Raw genomic sequence first — 19,078 nt, 5'->3', positions numbered from 1 at the left:
TTTATCTTACGCATCTGGATTTTTATCTCTTATTCTTTTGTACAATTTTATACCTAACATTAATAAAACAGCAAGTAACAAAATTCCAATAACTCCATAAATCCAATTAACAGCGTCTCTAACGATTACTAAAAATATAACAGCAAAGAGGATAATAGTGGCTCCTTCATTCCATAATCTCATTTGGTTAGAAGACCATTTTATAATACCAATTTGGAGTTGTTTGAAAATTTGATGGCTTTTCAAATGATAGAAAAAAAGCAAAACAATGAAGCCCAATTTTACGTGCATCCAAGGCAGTTCTAGTAAAATAGGTCTCAAAATTAATAAACAAATAGCAAAGGTTGTTGCTAATATTGCAGATGGCCAAGTAATGATATACCAGAGACGTTTTGCCATTAGTTTTAGTTGATTGCCTAGTATTTCCTTATCAGGAGAAGGTTTTTGCGAAGCTTCGATCTGATATATAAATAATCTTGGAATATAAAAGAGCCCTGCAAACCATGTAATCACAAAGATAAGATGCAGGGCTTTTATATAGTTATAGTATTCTTGCATTTATTCTTCTACAAAAAGATAATTAAGTTGCAAGGTATTGAATTCTGAATTAAAGCTTTTTATTTCCTCAGAAATTAATTTGTCAAAAGCGGTAAGCTGTTCATTGATTTGTTGCGTTAATTCGTTTTTTACTGCAATATCCTGTACTGTCGGTCCAAAATCTCCCATTCCTACTAACGAATTTAGATGTCCAAGCTTATTAGTTAGTTTAATAGGAAAATTTAAAGGATCCTGACCACTACTGTTTTTAGTTTGATATAATGCTTTTTCAATTTCACCAAATTGTTTCTGAAGATCTTTAGCTTTTACAACTAAATCTTTTGTTTTCTCATCATCTTTATACTGTGTTGAGAATGATTTTAATTGGTCATTAATTTTTTTAATTTTTTTGATGGATTGATGAGCTTTATCCACTGTTTTATTTACACTAGTTATAAAATCAAATTGCTGTTGCATTTGTTGTGGAGTAGCTTCTGCTCGAGGATCAGGAAGGATTGTAAATGGCTGAGAAATTACTGTTCCGTTTACATTTAGATTCACTTTGTAAGTACCGGGAACTGCTTTAGGGCCATCAAGATTTGCCCACCATAAAATCATTCCTTTTAGTTTTTCAGCACCATCACCACGCATATTCCAGTTAAATTGGTTGGCTCCCTTTTTTAAATCAACTAACTGGTCCTTCTTCTCTTTAGCACTTGTGGCAAATGATTTAATAGTATCTCCTTTTTTATTAAAATAAGTAAGCGAAATAGTATCTTTTTTCTTGTCAAAGTTTTTAAGATTGAAATACGTAATTACTCCACTAGGATGATTAATCCCTTCAGTTTTAGAACCTTTTCGGCTACCGCCACTCATTCGATACGTGTCTTTTGGTTTAAACAGTACATTATCTTGATTTGCTATTTTACTATTTAATTGATGAATAACTGTAAGATCGTCAATGATCCAAAGACTTCTTCCTTGCGTTGCAACTATTAAATTGTTGTCTTTTAGAGTCAAATCCGTAATAGGAACAATAGGAAGATTCAATTGAAACGATTTCCAATTAGAGCCATCATCAAAAGAAATATACATTCCAGTTTCGGTACCTGCATAAAGTAGTCCTTTTCTTTTAGGATCAGCACGAAGTACTCTGGTAAAATGTTCACTATTTATTCCTGTTGTAATTTTTGTCCAAGACTTTCCATAATTAGTAGTTTTGTAAAGATAGGGTGCAAAATCTCCTGATTTATAACGTGTACCAGCAATGTAGCAAGTGCCTTCATCAAAACTACTTGGCTCTATACTATTAATCATCATCCATTCTGGCATACCTTTAGGAGTTACGTTATTCCAGTTTTTCCCACCATCTTGACTTATATGAACTAAACCATCATCACTTCCCGTCCACAATAAGCCTTCTTTAAGAGGACTTTCCGCGGCAGCAAAAATTGTACAGTAATATTCTACTGAAGTATTATCTTGAGTAATTGGACCTCCTGAAGATTTTAGTTTATCGGGGTCATTTCGGGTAAGATCAGGACTTATTACTTCCCAACTCTGACCTTCGTTTTCAGTTACGTGAACTTGATTCGAAAAAGTATATAGTCTATTTGGATTATGTTTTGAAAACATAATAGGGAAATTCCATTGAAAACGATATTTCATGTCCTCTGCACCATGTCCCATTGGATTATCAGGCCAAACACTAATTGATCTTACGGTTTCGGTTTTGTGATTTACTCTAGTTAAAAAACCATCATAACTACCACCATATACGACATCATTATCCTTTGGATCTATAGCAATATGAGCAGATTCTCCACCAGCTGTAGATTCCCAATCGTCTTCGGATATAGACCATCCAGTACTTCTGTGATTAATTCTAATAGTAGAATTATCTTGTTGGGCAGCATAAATTCTGTAAGGGAAACTATTATCGGTAGTCACACGATAAAATTGAGAAGTAGGTTGATTGTGATAAGTACTCCACGTCTCACCACCATCATAGGTTATTTGTGCGCCACCATCATCGCCAATAATCATTCGTGATGGGTTTTCGGGTGCAATCCATAGATCATGATGATCCCCATGTGGTGCTCTGAAGCTACTGAAATTCTTTCCGCCGTCTTTACTTTTATGATACGATACGTTTACGACATATACCACATCTTTATCTTTAGGATCTGCGTATATACGACTGTAATACCAGGCACGTTGACGAAGACTACGGTCACTATTAAGTTGGCTCCAAGTCTCGCCACCATCATCACTTCGATAAACTCCTCCTTTTTCCTTATTTTCTACAATTGCCCAAATTCTTTCACTATTAACAGGAGAAACAGTTACTCCCATAATTCCTAAGGTATCTTTTGCAAAACCTTTATTTTTTGATATTTCTTTCCATGTTTTTCCGCTATCTGTACTTTTCCATAAAGCAGAGCCATTGCCTCCAGAACTTAGACTGTAAGGTGTTCTTCTTGCATTCCAAGTAGAAGCGTATAAAATCCTTGGATTATTAGGGTCCAGTGTAAGATCAACCGCTCCGGCATCCTGATTGGCAAATAATACTTTGTTCCAAGTTTTTCCTCCATCAATACTTTTATAAACCCCACGATTTTGAGTGGGTTTATAGATGTTTCCTAAAACTCCAGCATATACTATATCTGGATTGGTTGGATGAATTGCTATTCTTGGTATATGTCTACTTTTAGGAAGACCAGATTGGATCCAAGTTTTTCCGGCATCAACACTTTTCCAAACTCCATAACCCGAAGATACATTACCCCGAAGTGTTTTTTCGCCACCACCAACATAGATTACATTAGGATCACTTTTAGAAACTGAAATTGAACCAATGGATCCACCAAAAAAACCATCAGATATATTTTCCCAGGTACGACCACCATCGTTTGTTTTCCATACTCCACCACCAGTGGCGCCAAAATAAAATAGATTTGGTTTACCAGGAACCCCGGTTACTGCAGCACTACGACCACCTCTAAATGGGCCGACTAAGCGATATTCTAATGCATTATATAACTCCTTGTTATACGTTTGTGCGTTTAATGATGAGAAATTGCCGATTATAAGAAAGGCAAGCAATGTGAGTTTCAAAATTTTTGAGTACATCTAGTTGAGTTTATAGTTTAGGCCTTAGCGTAGTAAAAATTCATAATAAGTAGATTTGATGGCCTACTAAAATCTGGAATAAATGGCTATTGAGAAAGATTTTCACGTAAATTTAACCTTAGTAGTTTTCCGTGTTTAATTTCTAGCTTATTTCTTAAGGAATTTTATTAAGCAGTTTTAGGGAGTGCTAACGTTTTTCTTACCTCTCTATTTAGATAATAGCCTGTAAGAATTGTCGAGAGTACATCTGCTATTGGAAATGCAATCCAAACTCCTAAAACTCCAAGAAATGAAGGTAATAGTAGGATAAGTGGAATTAAAAAGAACCCTTGTTTGGTAAGACTCAATAATAATGCAGGTATTACTTTTCCTATGGATTGGAAATACGCAGATCCTATAAGTTGTACTATGATCACTGGGGTTGCGAGGAATACTAATCTCAATGCTGAAGGAGTTCGTCTTAAAATTTCTTTATTGTCAGCAAGTGTTTTGGGATCTAGTGACTCTTTTGTGCTAACAAAAATTGAGATAAATTCCTGAGGGAACACCATAATAATAATAAATATCAAAATCGCCAATATTCCTCCATAGGTAATAGAAGTGTTAATAGATTCTCGTACTCTTTGAAATTTATTAGCGCCATAGTTAAATCCGGCAATGGGCATAAAGCCTTGATTAACTCCAATTACTGGAAACAAAGCAAACATGAGTACAGTTCTTATAATTCCATAGGATGCAATATCTAGTTCATCACCATAAGTACCAAGAACGTTGTTTAAAAGAATTCCAAGTATTGCTATAGTACCCTGTCTGGCTAAGGTAACGAAGCTCAGACCACTTATTTCATTTACAATATTCTTTTTTAATTTAATGCATTCTAAGTTTAGTCGTAGTTCACTTTTAGCAATAAAAAACCAGAGAATAAAACCAAAGCAGATTGCATAACTAATAAAAGTAGCCCAAGCTGCTCCTTCCATGCCATATCCCATTATATTAATAAGGAGGTAGTCTAGAAAAATGTTACCGATAGCCGGTAATATCATGGCTACCATTGCGAATTTTGGTTTACCTTCTGCACGAATAACATTATTACCCATCATACACATGGATAGCATAACAATTCCATACAGAACAATTCTGTAATAGATAAGAGCGTAGTCTTTAAAAGAGTCATCAGCTCCCAGAAAACTAATAAAAAAATCTTGAAAAATTAATCCTACCAGCGCTAGTGAACCAGAAATTAAAAAAGTAAGCGTTGTTTGATTTCCAAAAACTCTTAGAGCTTTATCATGATCACCAGAGCCTAGTGCTCTAGATAATACTGAACTACCACCAATACCAATTGCTAAACCGATAGCTCCAATAAAAAAGGTAAATGGAAGCACTACTTGCACTGCTGAAATAGCGAGTCCACCTATCCAATTACCTAAGAAAGCGGTGTCAACAATCATATTTAAGGACATGACTAATATTCCAATAGATGCAGGAACTGCCTGTTGGATTAGAAGTTTACCAATAGGTTGTGTTCCTAAAGCTTCAGAGCTTACTTTCGCCATTACAGGACGGGAGTTTTAACTTCTACCCATTCATTTATCCAATTTCCTATTACATAAGCCCAATCATCACGATCATTTAGGCAAGGAATTGTGGTGAATTCTTTTCCTCCAACTTCGTGAAAGATTTCTTCACCTTCCATAGCTATTTCTTCTAAAGTCTCTAGACAATCAGATACAAATGCAGGAGTGACAATGGCCATCTTTTTAATGCCTTCTTTGCCCATTCTTTCAATAGTTCTGTCAGTATAGGGTTGTAACCAAGGATCAAATCCTAGTCTAGATTGAAATGAGGTAGAATAAGTGCCGTTTTTAAGACCTAATTTTTTAGCCACTTGTACCGTTGTTATCTCACATTGATGACGATAACAGAACTCGTGTTGTACTGATCCTTTTTTAAAGCAACACTTCCCGTCCATTTTGCAGTTTCCGTTGCTAATGTCGCTTTTTCTGATATGTCTTTCGGGAACACCGTGATATGAGAATAATAAATGTTCGTAATCCAGATCATTTATTTTTTCAGCAATACTCTTGGATAGTACTTCTATGTAAGATGGTTTATTATAAAAAGCAGGTATATCTGCCAACTTCATATGAGGAAAATGTTCTTTTCGTAGTTCTTCCGCAAGTACCAAAATTGTTTCTGTAGTTGCCATCGCGAACTGTGGATATAATGGAATGATTAAAACTTCATCAACTCCTTTTTCGTGCAGTTTTTGCAATCCTTTTTTGATACTCATAGCACCATATCGCATTGCTAAACCAACCGGAATTGGTGTTCGTTCTGCAACTTTTTTCTGTAATCTTTCAGAAAGAACAATCAAAGGAGAACCTTCATCCCACCATATTTTTTTGTAGGCAGCAGCAGATTTTTTCGGCCTTGTATTCAGAATAATTCCTTTTACCAACAACGTTCTTGCCCATAATGGAACATCAATAACTCTAGGATCCATTAAAAATTCACCAAGATATTTCTTTACGTCTTTTGGATTAGTACTATCGGGAGAACCTAAGTTGACAAGAAGTACACCTTTACTCATAAATTTTTTCTTTTTCGAAGGGTAAAAATACAAACTATTCTATGGATAGATCATAAAATTATAATAAGACTTATTGATAATTGTATCATGTATTTGATAGTTAAATTAAATATCAAAAAGATTTTTTAAACAGGTTAATATTCTTAAATATAAAGAAACTTATTATCCAAGTTAAAATATTATAAACTAGAAGTTCCCAAATAATATTTTCTTATTTTTATAAGATCAAAAAAGCAATGAAATGAAACGTATTATTGTAGACGTCGAAAAGGACAAATTACCCTTTGTTTTAGAATTATTGGAGAATTTCGAGTTTGTATCCGTATTAGTGGATAAAGAAGAAAATGATAGAGGAATGTATGATTCGATAGTTTCACTACAAAAAGGAGAGGGAATTCCTGTTAACAAATCCTAAAGATTTGTAATTAACTTAAGTTCATCACATATTTTTTAGGTGTGGTGCCAAATTTCTTTTTAAAAGCAGCTATAAAATGGCTTGCGGTGCTATATCCTACTTTTAACCCAACTTCGTTAACATTGTGACTTCCTGTGGCAAGTAATTGGCGAGCAACTTCCATTTTATAATCAAATAAAAAAGCATAAACGGGTTCTCCATATATTTGTTTAAACCCATCTTTAAGTTTGCTTAGGGGCAATCCAATTTCTTTTGATAATTCTTGGAGAGTAGGAGGTTCTGCCATTCTAGAAATAATAATTTCTTTAGCCTGTTTAATTTTAAGAACATTTTCTTCATCAACCAGAAATGGACACTGATCTATATCTGCATCTTCTGGCTTGTTAAAGTATAGACTTAATAATTCATAGGCTTTACCTTTAAAATATAATAACTTAATAGATTTGTGTAAGTTGTAACTTAGTATTTGGTTAAGAACCACGGTCATAGAGGGAGGAATGTCAGCATCGGTGTAGTATTTTTTATCACGATTGCCTTCTCCAAGAAATGGAATATAATCTGCTTCTCTCGAAAACAAAGAATGAAACTTTTTAATAGAAATCAAAAGAGATACTAACCAAGAATCCTTTTCCATTTCTAGATTCATAGGTAGATCTCGTTGAGGATTGTAGAGTAAAAGTGATTTTTTTTCTGATAAAGGTATTGCGTAACTTCCGTTGTTAAAATTAAACTTCATAATACCTTTTACACAGAAGTGAAACTGAATATAGCTACTATTAATATCTCTTATAATACGCTGATTATCATTAGTTTCGTTTTGAAATTTGAGAATATAAAAACCCTCTTCTATAATGGTCTCTTCTAGAATTCCTGAAGCGTTATTTTTTAGCTGTATCTCCATGTTTGTTAAAGTATTTATTTAGAATAAATCTAAACAATTTAAATGATAATCTTTGGGACTCATACAAAAATAGGTGTTTTTACCCGATTTTACATATTTGGTGGTGCAAACAACGCTTTTCGATACTTAAAAAACTCCTAGCGTTATTTTTTAAACCTGATCTGGGATATTTTTGCTACGGAAAAATTGAAATAACCCAATGGAGTCTCATCTACGTACCAAAGGAGCAAATTTTTATACAATCGGTCTTAGCTATAAAAAAGCTGATGCTGAAATACGTGGACATTTCAGTATAAACGAGGAGGCAAAAACGACTATTTTAAAACAAGCAAAAGAAGAAGGAATTGAAGGCCTTTTGGTAATGTCTACATGCAATCGTACAGAGTTATATGGCTTTGCTCAACATCCTTTTCAGTTAATAAAACTTTTATGTGAACATACACACGGTACTGTTGAAGAATTCGAAAAAGTTGCCTATGTACATAAAAACGGAAAGGCTGTAGAACACTTTTTTAAAGTAGGAACAGGATTAGATAGCCAGATTTTAGGAGATTTTGAAATCATAGGCCAAATAAAAACTGGTTTTAAAGCATCGAAAAAAATACAAATGATCAGCCCGTTTTTAGAACGATTGACTAATGCAGTTATTCAGGCAAGTAAACGTATTAAGAACGAAACAGAAATCTCTAGCGGAGCTACTTCAGTAAGTTTTGCCGCAGTACAATATATTCTTGCTAGAGTACCATATGTAACAGATAAGAACATATTACTTTTTGGTACTGGAAAAATTGGGAGAAACACTTGTGAAAATTTAGTAAAACATACCAAAAATGATCATATTGTTTTAATTAACAGGACAAGAGATAAGGCAGAAAAAGTAGCAGGAAAATTTAATCTTGTAGTTAAAGATTTTGATAACCTGAAAGAAGAGGTGAACCATTCTGATGTGCTAATCGTAGCAACAGGTGCTCAAAAACCTACTATTACTAAAGATAGTATCAGCACCGATAAACCAATGCTTATATTGGATTTATCTGTGCCAAAAAATGTGGATACTAATGTTACAGAGTTACCAAATGTGACTTTAGTACATATGGATGACTTATCTAAAATAACAGATGATACTTTGCAGCGCAGAAGAGTCCATATCCCTAAAGCAGAAGCTATTATCGATGAAGTTAGATCAGAATTTGATAGCTGGATGGAAACTAGAAAATTTGCGCCAACTATAAAAGCACTAAAAAACAAACTAGCTTCTTTTAAAGAAGCAGAAATTAATTTACAACGAAAAAAGATTTCTGATTTTAATGAAGAGCAGGCTACAATTATTAGTGATCGCATTATCCAAAAAATTACAAATCATTTCGCTAGTCATCTAAAGGATGAAAACACCTCTTGTGATGAAAGCATTGAACTGATTCAGAAAGTATTCCAAATACAGAATAAATAGTGCAAGATAAAACAATCCGCATTGGTACCCGAGATAGTGAGTTAGCACTTTGGCAAGCTCATACAGTAAAGAATACACTAGAAGACCTAGGCTATCATACAACTTTAGTTCCTGTAAAATCTACAGGAGACATTGTCCTAGATAAACCATTATATGAATTAGGAATTACAGGGATTTTTACAAAAACTCTGGATATTGCAATGATCAATAATGATATTGATATTGCGGTTCACTCTATGAAAGATGTTCCAACGGCTTTGCCAAAAGGTATTGTCGAAGCAGCGGTTTTAGAACGTGCTAACGTACTGGATATTCTTTTGCATAAAGGGTTAGATTTCCTAGATGGAGAAGGAACTATCGCTACAGGTAGCTTAAGAAGACAAGCACAATGGTTACATAAATTTCCCAATCATAAAGTAGTAGATTTAAGAGGTAATGTAAATACCAGAATCCAAAAGTTAAATAGTAGTGACTGGAATGGAGCTATTTTTGCTGCTGCGGGATTAGAAAGAATAAACCTAAAGCCTAAAGAGTATGTGGATCTAGATTGGATGACTCCGGCTCCAGCGCAAGGAGCGATGCTGGTTGTTGCCAAAGAAAAAGATTCGTATTGTTTGGAAGCGCTTTCGCATCTGGATCATACAAATTCTAAAATTTGTGTGCATATAGAAAGAGAATTTCTTAGAGAATTAGAAGGCGGTTGTACAGCTCCTATTGGTGCTTTAGCTGAAATTAGAGGAGATCAAATCCATTTTACAGGAGTTTTATTCAGTTTGGATGGAAAAGATAAAATTGAGGTTAATAAAATAGTTGAGATTGAGGATAGAATAGATTTTGGGAAACAATGCGCTATAGAGGTTTTAAATAATGGAGGAAAACAATTAATGAAGAAGATTAAAGCAGATTTAAAATAATTGAGTTCTAATTACTCCATATTATCCACAAAAAAACTCGCTACAGCTCAAAAAGAGTTGTTACTAAATTCTGGAATCGGATTTGTTGAATATAATGCAATTGAAATTGAGTTACTGGATATCGAATTTAATCGTGATATAGCGTGCGCTATTTTTACCAGCAAAAATGCGGTAAAGGCTATTCATAATTCAGATTTAAATATAGAGAATTGTTTCTGTGTAGGAGCAAACACTAAAAAATTTTTAGAAAAAAATGGGCAAAAAGTTGTAGAAATGGCTCAAAATGCTTCAGAATTAGGCAAAATTATTGCAAAAAACTATAAAAACGAACAATTTTATTTTTTTTGTGGAAACCTGAGAAGAGACGAATTACCATTAATTTTAAAAGAAAATAAGATTAAAATGGAGGAGGTAATGGTATATAAAACACATATAAAATCTAAGAAGTTTGATCGCAAATTTGATGGAATATTATTTTTTAGTCCATCAGGAATACAGAGTTATATTTCTAATAATATAATGGATACGAGTACGGCTTTTTGTATTGGAAATACTACAGCTTCTGAAGCTAAAAATTATACAAACAATATTATTGTTGCTAACAAACCAACTGTAGAGAATGTGATCGTTCAGGCAGTTAAATACTTTGATAAACGGATATGATAAAAAACGATTTATTCTTAAGAGCTTTAAAAGGAGAAACTGTTGATCGCCCGCCAGTATGGATGATGCGTCAGGCGGGAAGATATTTACCGGAATTTATGGCGTTAAAGAAGAAATATGATTTCTTTACTCGATGCAGAACACCCGAGCTAGCATCAGAAATCACAGTACAACCTATTGATATTATAGGTCCAGATGCTGCTATATTATTCAGTGACATTTTAGTAATTCCGCAAGCCATGAATATAGAAGTGGAAATGAAAGATGGAATTGGTCCTTGGTTACCAAAACCAATTCGATCACAAGCAGATGTAGATCAGGTGATCGTTCCGGATATTGATGAAGAATTAGGATATGTGATGGATGCAATCAAGATGACTAAAGAAAAACTCGATAACAGAGTTCCTTTAATTGGTTTTGCAGGATCACCTTGGACCATATTATGTTATGCGGTACAAGGACAAGGTTCTAAGAATTTTGATAAAGCCAAAGAATTTTGTTTTACTCAGCCACAGGCTGCACATCAGTTGTTACAGAAAATTACGGATACTACAATTGCTTACTTAAAGAAGAAAGTAGCTACCGGAGTCAATGCGGTTCAGGTATTTGATAGTTGGGGAGGAATGCTTTCTCCAGTAGATTATCAGGAGTTTTCTTGGAAATATATTCAGCAAATTGTTGATGCATTAAAAGATGAAACAGAGGTCATTGTATTTGGTAAAGGATGCTGGTTTGCATTGAATGAAATGGCTAACTCAGGGGCTGCTGCATTAGGAGTAGATTGGACCTGTTCTGCCAGAAATGCTCGATATCTTACTGGTGGAAATATAACATTGCAAGGTAATTTTGACCCTTCTCGATTGTTATCACCTCCATCAGAGATTAAAAAGATGGTGAAACAGATGATCGATGAATTTGGTAAAGACCGATATATTGCGAATCTAGGACATGGAATTTTACCAAACATCCCTGTTGAAAACGCTAGAGCTTTTGTAGATGCTGTAAAGGAATATAGGGTGTAAATGAAGATTAGGAATATTATTAAACGGTTTAGCATTAGACAGTTATTTAGATTGTCGAGACTATTACTTCAGAATCCGTGGTATATAATTCCTACGTTAAGAGCTACTAAAAGAACAATGATTATTTGTGATTCCTTGTTTGGAAAAGCACATCATAAGAATGGAAAAGCAAATGCATTTAGACATGCCCTGTGGAATATATTGATCTGTCAAAAGACCTATATACATTCTAAAAATGAAAAAAAATCCATTGTTTGGACTCAAAAAATTACTGATTTACACGAAAAGTTAGCACCAAATAAAGCCATAGCAGAGGCGATGGATTTGCATAATAACAGATTAGGAAGATTATATTTTAAGAGTTTAAGCAGTGCTTCTGAAGAAGAAACAGTTGCTTTTTTAAAAGAAAAAACAAAGAATGCTAATTTGATAAAAGATATAGAAGGAGTAAAGCAGTTTCAGGATGATTTGGTTCATCTTTCTGATGAAAATGACTAATATTTTGTATAAATTTTGAAACAAAACTCCTAAAAAGACTACTTATAAGAAGTTAACCAATTCATAAGATCATGATTAAGAACATCATTAACGGTATCAAAGCATATTTTGGAGGTTTTGCTTTAATTTCTAAACTGGAATTGTGGAAATATTTCGCTGTTCCGATTCTTATTAGTTTTTTAACCGGGATCCTCTTTATGTTTTCGGCTTGGTTTTTATCGGATCCACTAGGAGGATTTATAGCCAAAGCTTGGGTCTGGGATTGGGGATCAGAAACATTTGCTGTTATTAGTAAGTATTTTAGTATTCTACTTATACTGGCAATAGGATTAGTGTTGTATAAACATATTATCATGGCGCTGTCTGCACCTTTTATGAGCCCTGTTTCGGAAAAAGTCGAAATACACCTTTTGGGAGATCAACATAAGGATCATCAACATCGTAATACTTCGTTTAGAGAACAATTGATGCGTGGGATTCGTATTAATGTAAGAAACCTTTTTAGAGAATTACTATTTATCATTCCTTTATTAATTCTAAGTCTTATTCCTGTAATTGGAATTGTAGCTACTATATTAATATTTGCGATACAAGCATATTATGTAGGTTTTGGTAATATGGATTACACTATGGAACGTCATTTTAAGTATAAACAAAGTGTTCAGTTTGTAAGAAAGCATAAAGGAACTGCTATTGGAAACGGAATTGTATTTATGCTGGTACTATTAATTCCTATTGTTGGAATTATTATAGTACTTCCGATATCTGTAGTTGCTGCCTCTACTGAAACGGTTAAAATTCTAAATGAAAAAGGACTGATTGAAGTAAAAGGTTCTAATATAGTTTCTAAAATGGAAGCATAAAACATGAAAGAAAAATTCTACCAATATATACAAGATTTACAAGATAAGATCGCATCTGGATTAGAAGAGATTGATGGTCAAGCTAAATTTAAAGAAGATCTCTGGAAACGTCCTGAAGGTGGCGGGGGTCGTACACGAGTTATTGAAAATGGAGCTGTGTTCGAAAAAGGAGGAGTTAATATTTCTGGAGTTCATGGCAAATTACCTAAGACAATGCAGAGCTATTTTAATGTAGAAGATGTGGACTTTTTTGCCTGCGGATTATCACTGGTGTTACATCCTAAAAGTCCAATGGTACCAACAGTACATGCCAATTGGAGGTATTTTGAGATGTATGATAAAGAAGGTGTTGTTGTAGATAGTTGGTTTGGCGGTGGACAGGATCTTACACCTTACTATTTGTTTGATGAGGATGCAATACACTTTCATCGGGTATGTAAAGCATCTTGTGATCAACATGATGTTGATTTTTATCCTCTTTATAAAAAGAAATGTGATGAATATTTCTATAATGCCCATCGAGGAGAAGGCCGTGGAGTAGGAGGTTTGTTTTTTGACTATTGTAAGAAAACTGAGACTATGACTATGCAAAATTGGTATGATTTTGTAACCGAAGTAGGTAATAGTTTTCTTGAGGCATACGTACCTATTGTAGAACGAAGAAAAAATATAGGTTATACTAACATTCAAAAAGATTGGCAAGAGATTCGTCGTGGTAGATACGTGGAGTTTAATCTGGTACATGATAAAGGAACGTTGTTTGGACTAAAAACAAACGGAAGAATAGAGAGTATTTTGATGAGCTTACCACCGCAGGTACAATGGCGTTATGATCATCATCCGGAACCGGGCTCTGAAGAAGAACGATTGCTAGAAATTTTAAAGAATCCGAAAGAGTGGGTGTAATCCTACCAAAAAACGGATAAAAACCGAGGGGCTCTTCATTTAAATCGGTTAAAGTGCAAAAAATCAGGACAAAAGGTTGTTTATTTGTTTTTTTTTGTTAACTTGCGCACATATTGGGGCTTATTGAATAAATTTTTAACCAATTAACACCCAGAACCCTATGAAAAAAATTCTACTATTGTTAACTGTAATCCTTCTGACTGGATGTCAATATTTCCAGGATGGAAAGCAGAAATCTAAGTTTACAAATTTCTCCAATAAGAACACAATCGAGTTTCGTAAGAATACGATAATGCTTACTAAGGGGTATGAAAAAACAAGTCCTGATCAATTTAAATTTCGGTTAGATTCATTAACCGATAGTCCTAAATTTAAAAAGATAGCTTTAGAGGAATTGAAAAAAATCGAAGATAAAAATGTTGATTTTCAGTTATTTGTTGATGAGAAGAACGTAGAAAACTACGTGTTTATTTATGCGTGTGATTTTTATCAATTAGATGAGCATAGAGCAGCTACAGTTGTAGAAGCGTTAAGTCGACAACTAAAGGATGAAGCAAATGTTCAGGAAGTGCGTTATAAAAGAATCCACGGAAGATTTTTCTTTACTCCAACTTCCAAAATTGTGAAGTTAAAATACCTTAAAGGGTATAAAATGGAAAAGAAATATCAGGCAGAGTATATTGTTGCCTCTAAAACGGGTGGTATAGGGTTACTAATAAGTAATCTTGAGAATGTAGATTTTGAAAATTCTATCAAAAGATTAGCTGTGAAATAAAACAGTATACCAATTATGTTAATTGGGTTTTCATACAAAACTTTAAAGGTATTGGTTATTTAATCAATACCTTTTTTATATTATTATAGTTAGGTTAATGTTTAGGTTAAAATCAACTATCTCAAACTCTTACTCGAACACACATTTTAAACACGAAAAGGATGAGAAATTTTTTAATATTTTTTGCACTCATTTTTATAACTAGCTGCGCTCGCAATGTAGAACCTACTGTAGAGAATATCAATAAGATATTTAGTTCTCAGGATTTTACCTTTGAGTTTCATCAAATCGGAAAAACAAATAAATCCATAAGCTTCAGAGATGATTACTTAGTGTATAAAAGTGACCAACCCACAATAAGACGTGAGATCACTTATGATGAAGTACTATTAATTAATAATTTTATTCAGAAGATTGTCAATTTACATAAGGATGATAAGGATATTGAGTCTTCGTCCTTTTACGTGGTAAAGAATACTGCTTATAAAACGACTATTATCCCAGAGCAAGAAAGTTATTATTTTGAAATTTTATTAAAGACATTGAAGTTAAATAAACAATAATATATGTTTTTATACACTTACTATTTCGAACCGACTTCGATACCCTCAACCTATGAATATATGAGCTGAGATCATCATATAACAGATTTAATTTTGATCTAAGTTATTGTTTATTAGATAGATGAATTTTAACCTTAATTTAAAAAAAGCTTAGTATGTCATACTAGAATGACTTCGAAAATTTACAAAGAATTATCGTTCCTGTGTAGATTGGAATCCAAAATAGAATTCAAATGCTTGATGCGATTTAATGTGTTTAAAAAAATACTTGGAGTATATAAGGCGACAGCTATTCTAAGGATTTAGGCTCATCTTAAAGCTACTAAGGTAAAGGCAATTGCTTCTTCCTATTCTTCTATATCTTCATTTTCCTCAATAACTTTAAACTGTTTGATTGCGGTATTAGGTTCTATAATGTTATAACCTTTCCAGAAATCCGGATTGTATTGTGATAAATAAGTAGATTGTACGTTTTTGTTTTCCTTACCGCTTTTATACTCTGCTTCAGTAATATTTTTAGCATCAAAAACAATTACTTCATACTTGTTTTTAGCATAACTAATGACATCTAGCTTAAGAGATAACTGATTTTGCTTATTTCTTCCTTTGACGTATTTGTTTTTCTCTATAATACTTAATGGGCGATCTACGCCAAATTTATTTTCGGTTACTTTTTCGATAAACTTTATCCCGTATTTACCATCTGATCCTTTCTGAAAAATTGTAGTGCCACTATATCCATTTTCTTCAAAACTAACACCTAATAGGTTAAAACTACGTAGGCGTTTTACATTTTGATAATCAACACGTATCACCGCAAAATCTTCTGTATTTACGTATAGGGTACCTTTAAAATCACCTCTTCTTTTTGGTGTGAATTTGATTACATATACTCCCACATCTTCTAATATTGTATAATCTATCCTCTCAAAAATATATCTACCTGAATTTTTGATCACATTCAATTTAGTATCTGACTGATATAATATTTCATTAAACAGGTTTTTGAGATTCATTTTTCTTGACTTAAAGAAGAAATTTTCTTTAGGATTATCAATTCCATCTGCGATATCCTGAGCATCCTGATTGGCTTTAAGAATCGAATCTACCTGCACTTTTTGACTGAAGAGGCCAGATTTTATTTTTAAATATGAATTTGGTTTTACATTATCTTTAAAGATTTTCTCCATTTTCTTGAACACCCCTTCTATAGATCCATTATTATTTTTATCATATAGACGGGCTCCTTTAATTACGTTTAGTTTTTGTTTATCAGTATTTCCGTAAAAATCGCATAAAGCTTCCGCATAAAAAACTGAATTTCTCGGAATCACACGAGATATGCTATCTACCAGTTTTTTATCAATTTCCTCTATAGTAGATTTCTTAAACTCAATATCCATTTTCTTGATGAAATTAGTATTGGTTTCTCTAAAAAACAACCTGCTCTTAGCAAGAGTAGATCTATAATTATCTTCCATGTTATCATCTACATTGTCAATAATGTCATCGATATCAAGGTTTTTATTAGAGATAAAAACACTTTTTAATTCTATAGCTTTAGGCTGTATGTATATAATACTATCGGTAATACTTGTTACAGCGACACCTACTGTTGAGTAACCCATAGAAGAAATGTATATGGAATCTATTTTAGACTGCATATCGTCTAGTGTAATGCTAAAACTTCCTTCTTCGTTAGTCACTACCCCTTGATTTTTTCCAATTTGTATGGTAGCATAGGGTATAGGTTGATTGGTTTTTTTGTCAACAACCTTAGAGCTAATTGTTTGAGCTTTTATAGAAGAAGAAATGATCCATACACTAAGGATTAATAACACAATTTTATTCATTTTCATAGCATCAATAGCTTCATAAAATTACACAATAAAAGTATAGATTCCATTTTATCTATTACATAGTTACAACGAAAAAGAATACAATTATGGTAATATATTCTTAAAATAAGACGAGATGCTTACTGATTTATAACAAATGAGTTAAATAAAATTTCCTTTATATCAAGTGATTCTTATGATAGTTTTGATTGTACTTCAACGAGCTCAGTAGAACTATCGAGATCTAATTGGATCTATAATCCACCTTCAATCGCCGTAAACTGTTTAATCGCTGTATTAGGCTCTATGATGTTATATCCTTTCCAGAATTCTGGATCATACTTAGAGAGGTACTGTGGTTTGATGGTTTTATTTTCTTTACTACTTTCATACTGACTTTCTGTAATAGATTGAGAATCAAAAACAATTACTTCGTGTTTACTGATTTCGCCGGCTCCAATATCGAGTCCTAACGATAGTTCGTTTTGTTTACGTCTTCCTTTTACAAACTTGTTTTTTTCGATAATTTTAAGCGGACGATCAATCCCAAAAACATTTCCTCTTGTCTTTTCTATATAACGTACACTATATTTACCATTTGGACCTTTAGCAAAAATCGTTTTTCCTTTATACATTGTATCGTGAAAACTAACGCCTAATAAACCAAAATTTTGAAGGTTTTTTACATTCTCATAATCAACTCTCATAATTGCAAAATCCTGTGTATTAACATACATTGTTCCTTTAAAATCCGCCCCTCTTTTAGGCTCAAAATTGATAATATATACGCTACTATCATCTATAGTAGTATAATCAATTAGTTCAAACTTATATCGTCCGGATTTATCGATAAAATTGAGTTTAGAATCCTCCTGAAAAAACATACTGGATAGCAAATCCTGTATGGATGATTTTCTGTATTTAAGAAAATAGTTTTCCTCATTTTTATTAGGTTTCTCTACCTCACTTTTTACTTCTGCGGCTTCTTCATTAGCATCAAAAATAGAGTCCATTTGTACTTTAGTACCTAGAATCCAACCTGATTTTATCTTTAGATATGAGTTTGGTTTTACGTTCTTTTTTAAAATTTCTTCAAGTTTATCAGAGAGTGCCTCCATAGAACCATCATTACTTTTGTCATAGAGTTCTGCCCCTTTTATAATATTTAATTTTTGTTTATCAAAATTGCCATAGAGATCACATAACGCTTCTGTGTAGTAAGCAGATTTTCTGGGTATTATCGATATCACGCTATCTATAAACTTCTTGTTAAACTCTTTGATCGTAGATTTTTTGAATTTTATATTCATTTTATGTAGCTCACTAAAATCTGATTGTCTGTAAAAAAGCTTTTTATGAGACAAATCCTTACTGTAGTTTTGGTCTATGCTCTCTTTTATATTATCAATAATCTCATCGATGCTTAGATTTTTATTAGAGATAAAAACGCCACTCAATTCTATAGCTTTTGGTGTTATATAGATAATGCTATCGGCAATGGAGTTTAATGCGACACCAACTTTTTCATATCCCATAGAAGAGATATAGATAGAATCTATTTGTGTTAATCGCTCGTCTAGAGTAATGCTAAATTTTCCTTCTTCATTACTAATGATTCCTTTATGTTCTGAAAGCTGTATGGTAGCATAAGGAATAGGTGTATTTGCTTTTTTATCTACTATAGTAGAACTAATGGTTTGTGCAGATATCGACAAACTCGATAGAAAAGCAATAGATACAACAGCAATTTTTTTTGTATTCATTATTTGATGATTTCGTTTTTTGATTTTTTATCATTGTAATACTAAGTTTGTCGAAGTGGAATTATTGTTTGGTTGAGTTTTCTTCGGCAGGCTTAGACTGATATTTATATAGACGCAAATACGTTTACAATAGTTGCCTGAGCTATATGTTATTTAATTTTATTAGCACAGGGATACTTTAAGGAGAAGACGTATATAAAGGTGAAATGTTACAAGAAGAAAAAATAGTATTAATGTAGAAATAA

17 protein-coding genes are annotated in these 19,078 nt (G+C 33.0%); 10 read left to right on the top strand and 7 right to left on the bottom strand.

The features are described from left to right. Positions 1-6 precede the first annotated feature (6 nt). From Q0921_RS16875 to hemH, 4 genes are all read right to left on the bottom strand, one after another. Positions 7-558, bottom strand: a complete 552-nt coding sequence (locus Q0921_RS16875; protein WP_299258923.1) for a CopD family protein — start codon at positions 556-558, stop codon at positions 7-9. Further along, positions 559-3,669: a glycosyl hydrolase gene (locus tag Q0921_RS16870; protein WP_299258922.1), complete on the bottom strand. Its 3,111-nt coding sequence runs from the start codon at positions 3,667-3,669 to the stop codon at positions 559-561. Positions 3,670-3,836: 167 nt separating this feature from the next. After that, positions 3,837-5,225 carry an MATE family efflux transporter gene (locus Q0921_RS16865; protein WP_299258921.1) on the bottom strand — a complete coding sequence of 463 codons (1,389 nt, stop codon included), beginning with the start codon at positions 5,223-5,225 and terminating at the stop codon, positions 3,837-3,839. Further along, positions 5,225-6,262: a ferrochelatase gene (gene hemH, locus Q0921_RS16860; RefSeq protein WP_299258920.1), complete on the bottom strand. Its 1,038-nt coding sequence runs from the start codon at positions 6,260-6,262 to the stop codon at positions 5,225-5,227. The genes Q0921_RS16865 and hemH overlap by 1 nt, the downstream gene beginning before the upstream one ends. A gap of 241 nt (positions 6,263-6,503) precedes the next feature. Here hemH and Q0921_RS16855 point away from each other — a divergent pair, with 241 nt between their 5' ends. Then, the gene (locus Q0921_RS16855; protein ID WP_299258918.1) at positions 6,504-6,677 is read left to right on the top strand and encodes a hypothetical protein; all 174 of its coding nucleotides are present in this window, start codon (positions 6,504-6,506) and stop codon (positions 6,675-6,677) included. Positions 6,678-6,687: 10 nt separating this feature from the next. On the opposite strand, the gene Q0921_RS16850 is transcribed toward Q0921_RS16855, so the two are convergent. Then, a complete protein-coding gene (locus Q0921_RS16850) occupies positions 6,688-7,578 on the bottom strand; it encodes an AraC family transcriptional regulator (protein ID WP_299258916.1) in 891 nt (296 codons plus the stop codon). Between the two features lie 199 nt (positions 7,579-7,777). On the opposite strand from Q0921_RS16850, the gene hemA reads away from it, so the two are divergent. The 9 genes from hemA to Q0921_RS16805 all read left to right on the top strand — a co-directional run bounded on the left by hemA (position 7,778) and on the right by Q0921_RS16805 (position 15,232). After that, a complete protein-coding gene (gene hemA, locus Q0921_RS16845; protein WP_299258914.1) occupies positions 7,778-9,028 on the top strand; it encodes a glutamyl-tRNA reductase in 1,251 nt (416 codons plus the stop codon). Continuing rightward, positions 9,028-9,942, top strand: coding sequence for a hydroxymethylbilane synthase (gene hemC / locus Q0921_RS16840; protein WP_299258912.1), 915 nt, complete (start codon positions 9,028-9,030; stop codon positions 9,940-9,942). The genes hemA and hemC overlap by 1 nt, the downstream gene beginning before the upstream one ends. Then, a complete protein-coding gene (locus Q0921_RS16835; RefSeq protein WP_299258910.1) occupies positions 9,943-10,605 on the top strand; it encodes a uroporphyrinogen-III synthase in 663 nt (220 codons plus the stop codon). Then, the gene (gene hemE / locus Q0921_RS16830) at positions 10,602-11,627 is read left to right on the top strand and encodes a uroporphyrinogen decarboxylase (protein WP_299258908.1); all 1,026 of its coding nucleotides are present in this window, start codon (positions 10,602-10,604) and stop codon (positions 11,625-11,627) included. The genes Q0921_RS16835 and hemE overlap by 4 nt, the downstream gene beginning before the upstream one ends. Continuing rightward, positions 11,628-12,125: a hypothetical protein gene (locus tag Q0921_RS16825; protein ID WP_299258906.1), complete on the top strand. Its 498-nt coding sequence runs from the start codon at positions 11,628-11,630 to the stop codon at positions 12,123-12,125. A 71-nt stretch (positions 12,126-12,196) separates the two neighbouring features. After that, positions 12,197-12,988: an EI24 domain-containing protein gene (locus Q0921_RS16820; protein WP_299258904.1), complete on the top strand. Its 792-nt coding sequence runs from the start codon at positions 12,197-12,199 to the stop codon at positions 12,986-12,988. Between the two features lie 3 nt (positions 12,989-12,991). After that, on the top strand, positions 12,992-13,894 hold the full coding sequence (gene hemF / locus Q0921_RS16815; RefSeq protein WP_299258902.1) for an oxygen-dependent coproporphyrinogen oxidase: 903 nt from the start codon (positions 12,992-12,994) through the stop codon (positions 13,892-13,894). Between the two features lie 160 nt (positions 13,895-14,054). After that, positions 14,055-14,669, top strand: a complete 615-nt coding sequence (locus Q0921_RS16810; protein WP_299258900.1) for a hypothetical protein — start codon at positions 14,055-14,057, stop codon at positions 14,667-14,669. Positions 14,670-14,830: 161 nt separating this feature from the next. Continuing rightward, the gene (locus Q0921_RS16805) at positions 14,831-15,232 is read left to right on the top strand and encodes a hypothetical protein (RefSeq protein ID WP_299258898.1); all 402 of its coding nucleotides are present in this window, start codon (positions 14,831-14,833) and stop codon (positions 15,230-15,232) included. A gap of 347 nt (positions 15,233-15,579) precedes the next feature. On the opposite strand, the gene Q0921_RS16800 is transcribed toward Q0921_RS16805, so the two are convergent. Next, entirely contained in the window at positions 15,580-17,091 is a 1,512-nt protein-coding gene (locus Q0921_RS16800; protein WP_299258896.1) for a carboxypeptidase-like regulatory domain-containing protein, read from the bottom strand. A gap of 233 nt (positions 17,092-17,324) precedes the next feature. Beyond that, the gene (locus tag Q0921_RS16795) at positions 17,325-18,833 is read right to left on the bottom strand and encodes a carboxypeptidase-like regulatory domain-containing protein (RefSeq protein ID WP_299258894.1); all 1,509 of its coding nucleotides are present in this window, start codon (positions 18,831-18,833) and stop codon (positions 17,325-17,327) included. Positions 18,834-19,078 lie beyond the last annotated feature (245 nt).

The organism is uncultured Aquimarina sp. (assembly GCF_947496855.1).
Classification (GTDB): domain Bacteria; phylum Bacteroidota; class Bacteroidia; order Flavobacteriales; family Flavobacteriaceae; genus Aquimarina.
Note: the sequence above shows the minus strand (reverse complement) of the source record. Positions and strands in the feature narration are given on the sequence as shown.

Bases quoted from the DNA above. Each gene is read 5' to 3' on its own strand.
- Q0921_RS16810 (WP_299258900.1), top strand. From the start codon at position 14,055: ATGAAAAAAATTCTACTATTGTTAACTGTAATCCTTCTGACTGGATGT.
- hemE (WP_299258908.1), top strand. From the start codon at position 10,602: ATGATAAAAAACGATTTATTCTTAAGAGCTTTAAAAGGAGAAACTGTT.
- Q0921_RS16795 (WP_299258894.1), bottom strand. From the start codon at position 18,833: ATGAATACAAAAAAAATTGCTGTTGTATCTATTGCTTTTCTATCGAGT.
- hemH (WP_299258920.1), bottom strand. From the start codon at position 6,262: ATGAGTAAAGGTGTACTTCTTGTCAACTTAGGTTCTCCCGATAGTACT.
- Q0921_RS16805 (WP_299258898.1), top strand. From the start codon at position 14,831: ATGAGAAATTTTTTAATATTTTTTGCACTCATTTTTATAACTAGCTGC.
- Q0921_RS16820 (WP_299258904.1), top strand. From the start codon at position 12,197: ATGATTAAGAACATCATTAACGGTATCAAAGCATATTTTGGAGGTTTT.
- hemA (WP_299258914.1), top strand. From the start codon at position 7,778: ATGGAGTCTCATCTACGTACCAAAGGAGCAAATTTTTATACAATCGGT.
- Q0921_RS16800 (WP_299258896.1), bottom strand. From the start codon at position 17,091: ATGAAAATGAATAAAATTGTGTTATTAATCCTTAGTGTATGGATCATT.
- Q0921_RS16875 (WP_299258923.1), bottom strand. From the start codon at position 558: ATGCAAGAATACTATAACTATATAAAAGCCCTGCATCTTATCTTTGTG.
- Q0921_RS16870 (WP_299258922.1), bottom strand. From the start codon at position 3,669: ATGTACTCAAAAATTTTGAAACTCACATTGCTTGCCTTTCTTATAATC.
- Q0921_RS16855 (WP_299258918.1), top strand. From the start codon at position 6,504: ATGAAACGTATTATTGTAGACGTCGAAAAGGACAAATTACCCTTTGTT.
- Q0921_RS16850 (WP_299258916.1), bottom strand. From the start codon at position 7,578: ATGGAGATACAGCTAAAAAATAACGCTTCAGGAATTCTAGAAGAGACC.
- hemF (WP_299258902.1), top strand. From the start codon at position 12,992: ATGAAAGAAAAATTCTACCAATATATACAAGATTTACAAGATAAGATC.
- Q0921_RS16865 (WP_299258921.1), bottom strand. From the start codon at position 5,225: ATGGCGAAAGTAAGCTCTGAAGCTTTAGGAACACAACCTATTGGTAAA.
- Q0921_RS16825 (WP_299258906.1), top strand. From the start codon at position 11,628: ATGAAGATTAGGAATATTATTAAACGGTTTAGCATTAGACAGTTATTT.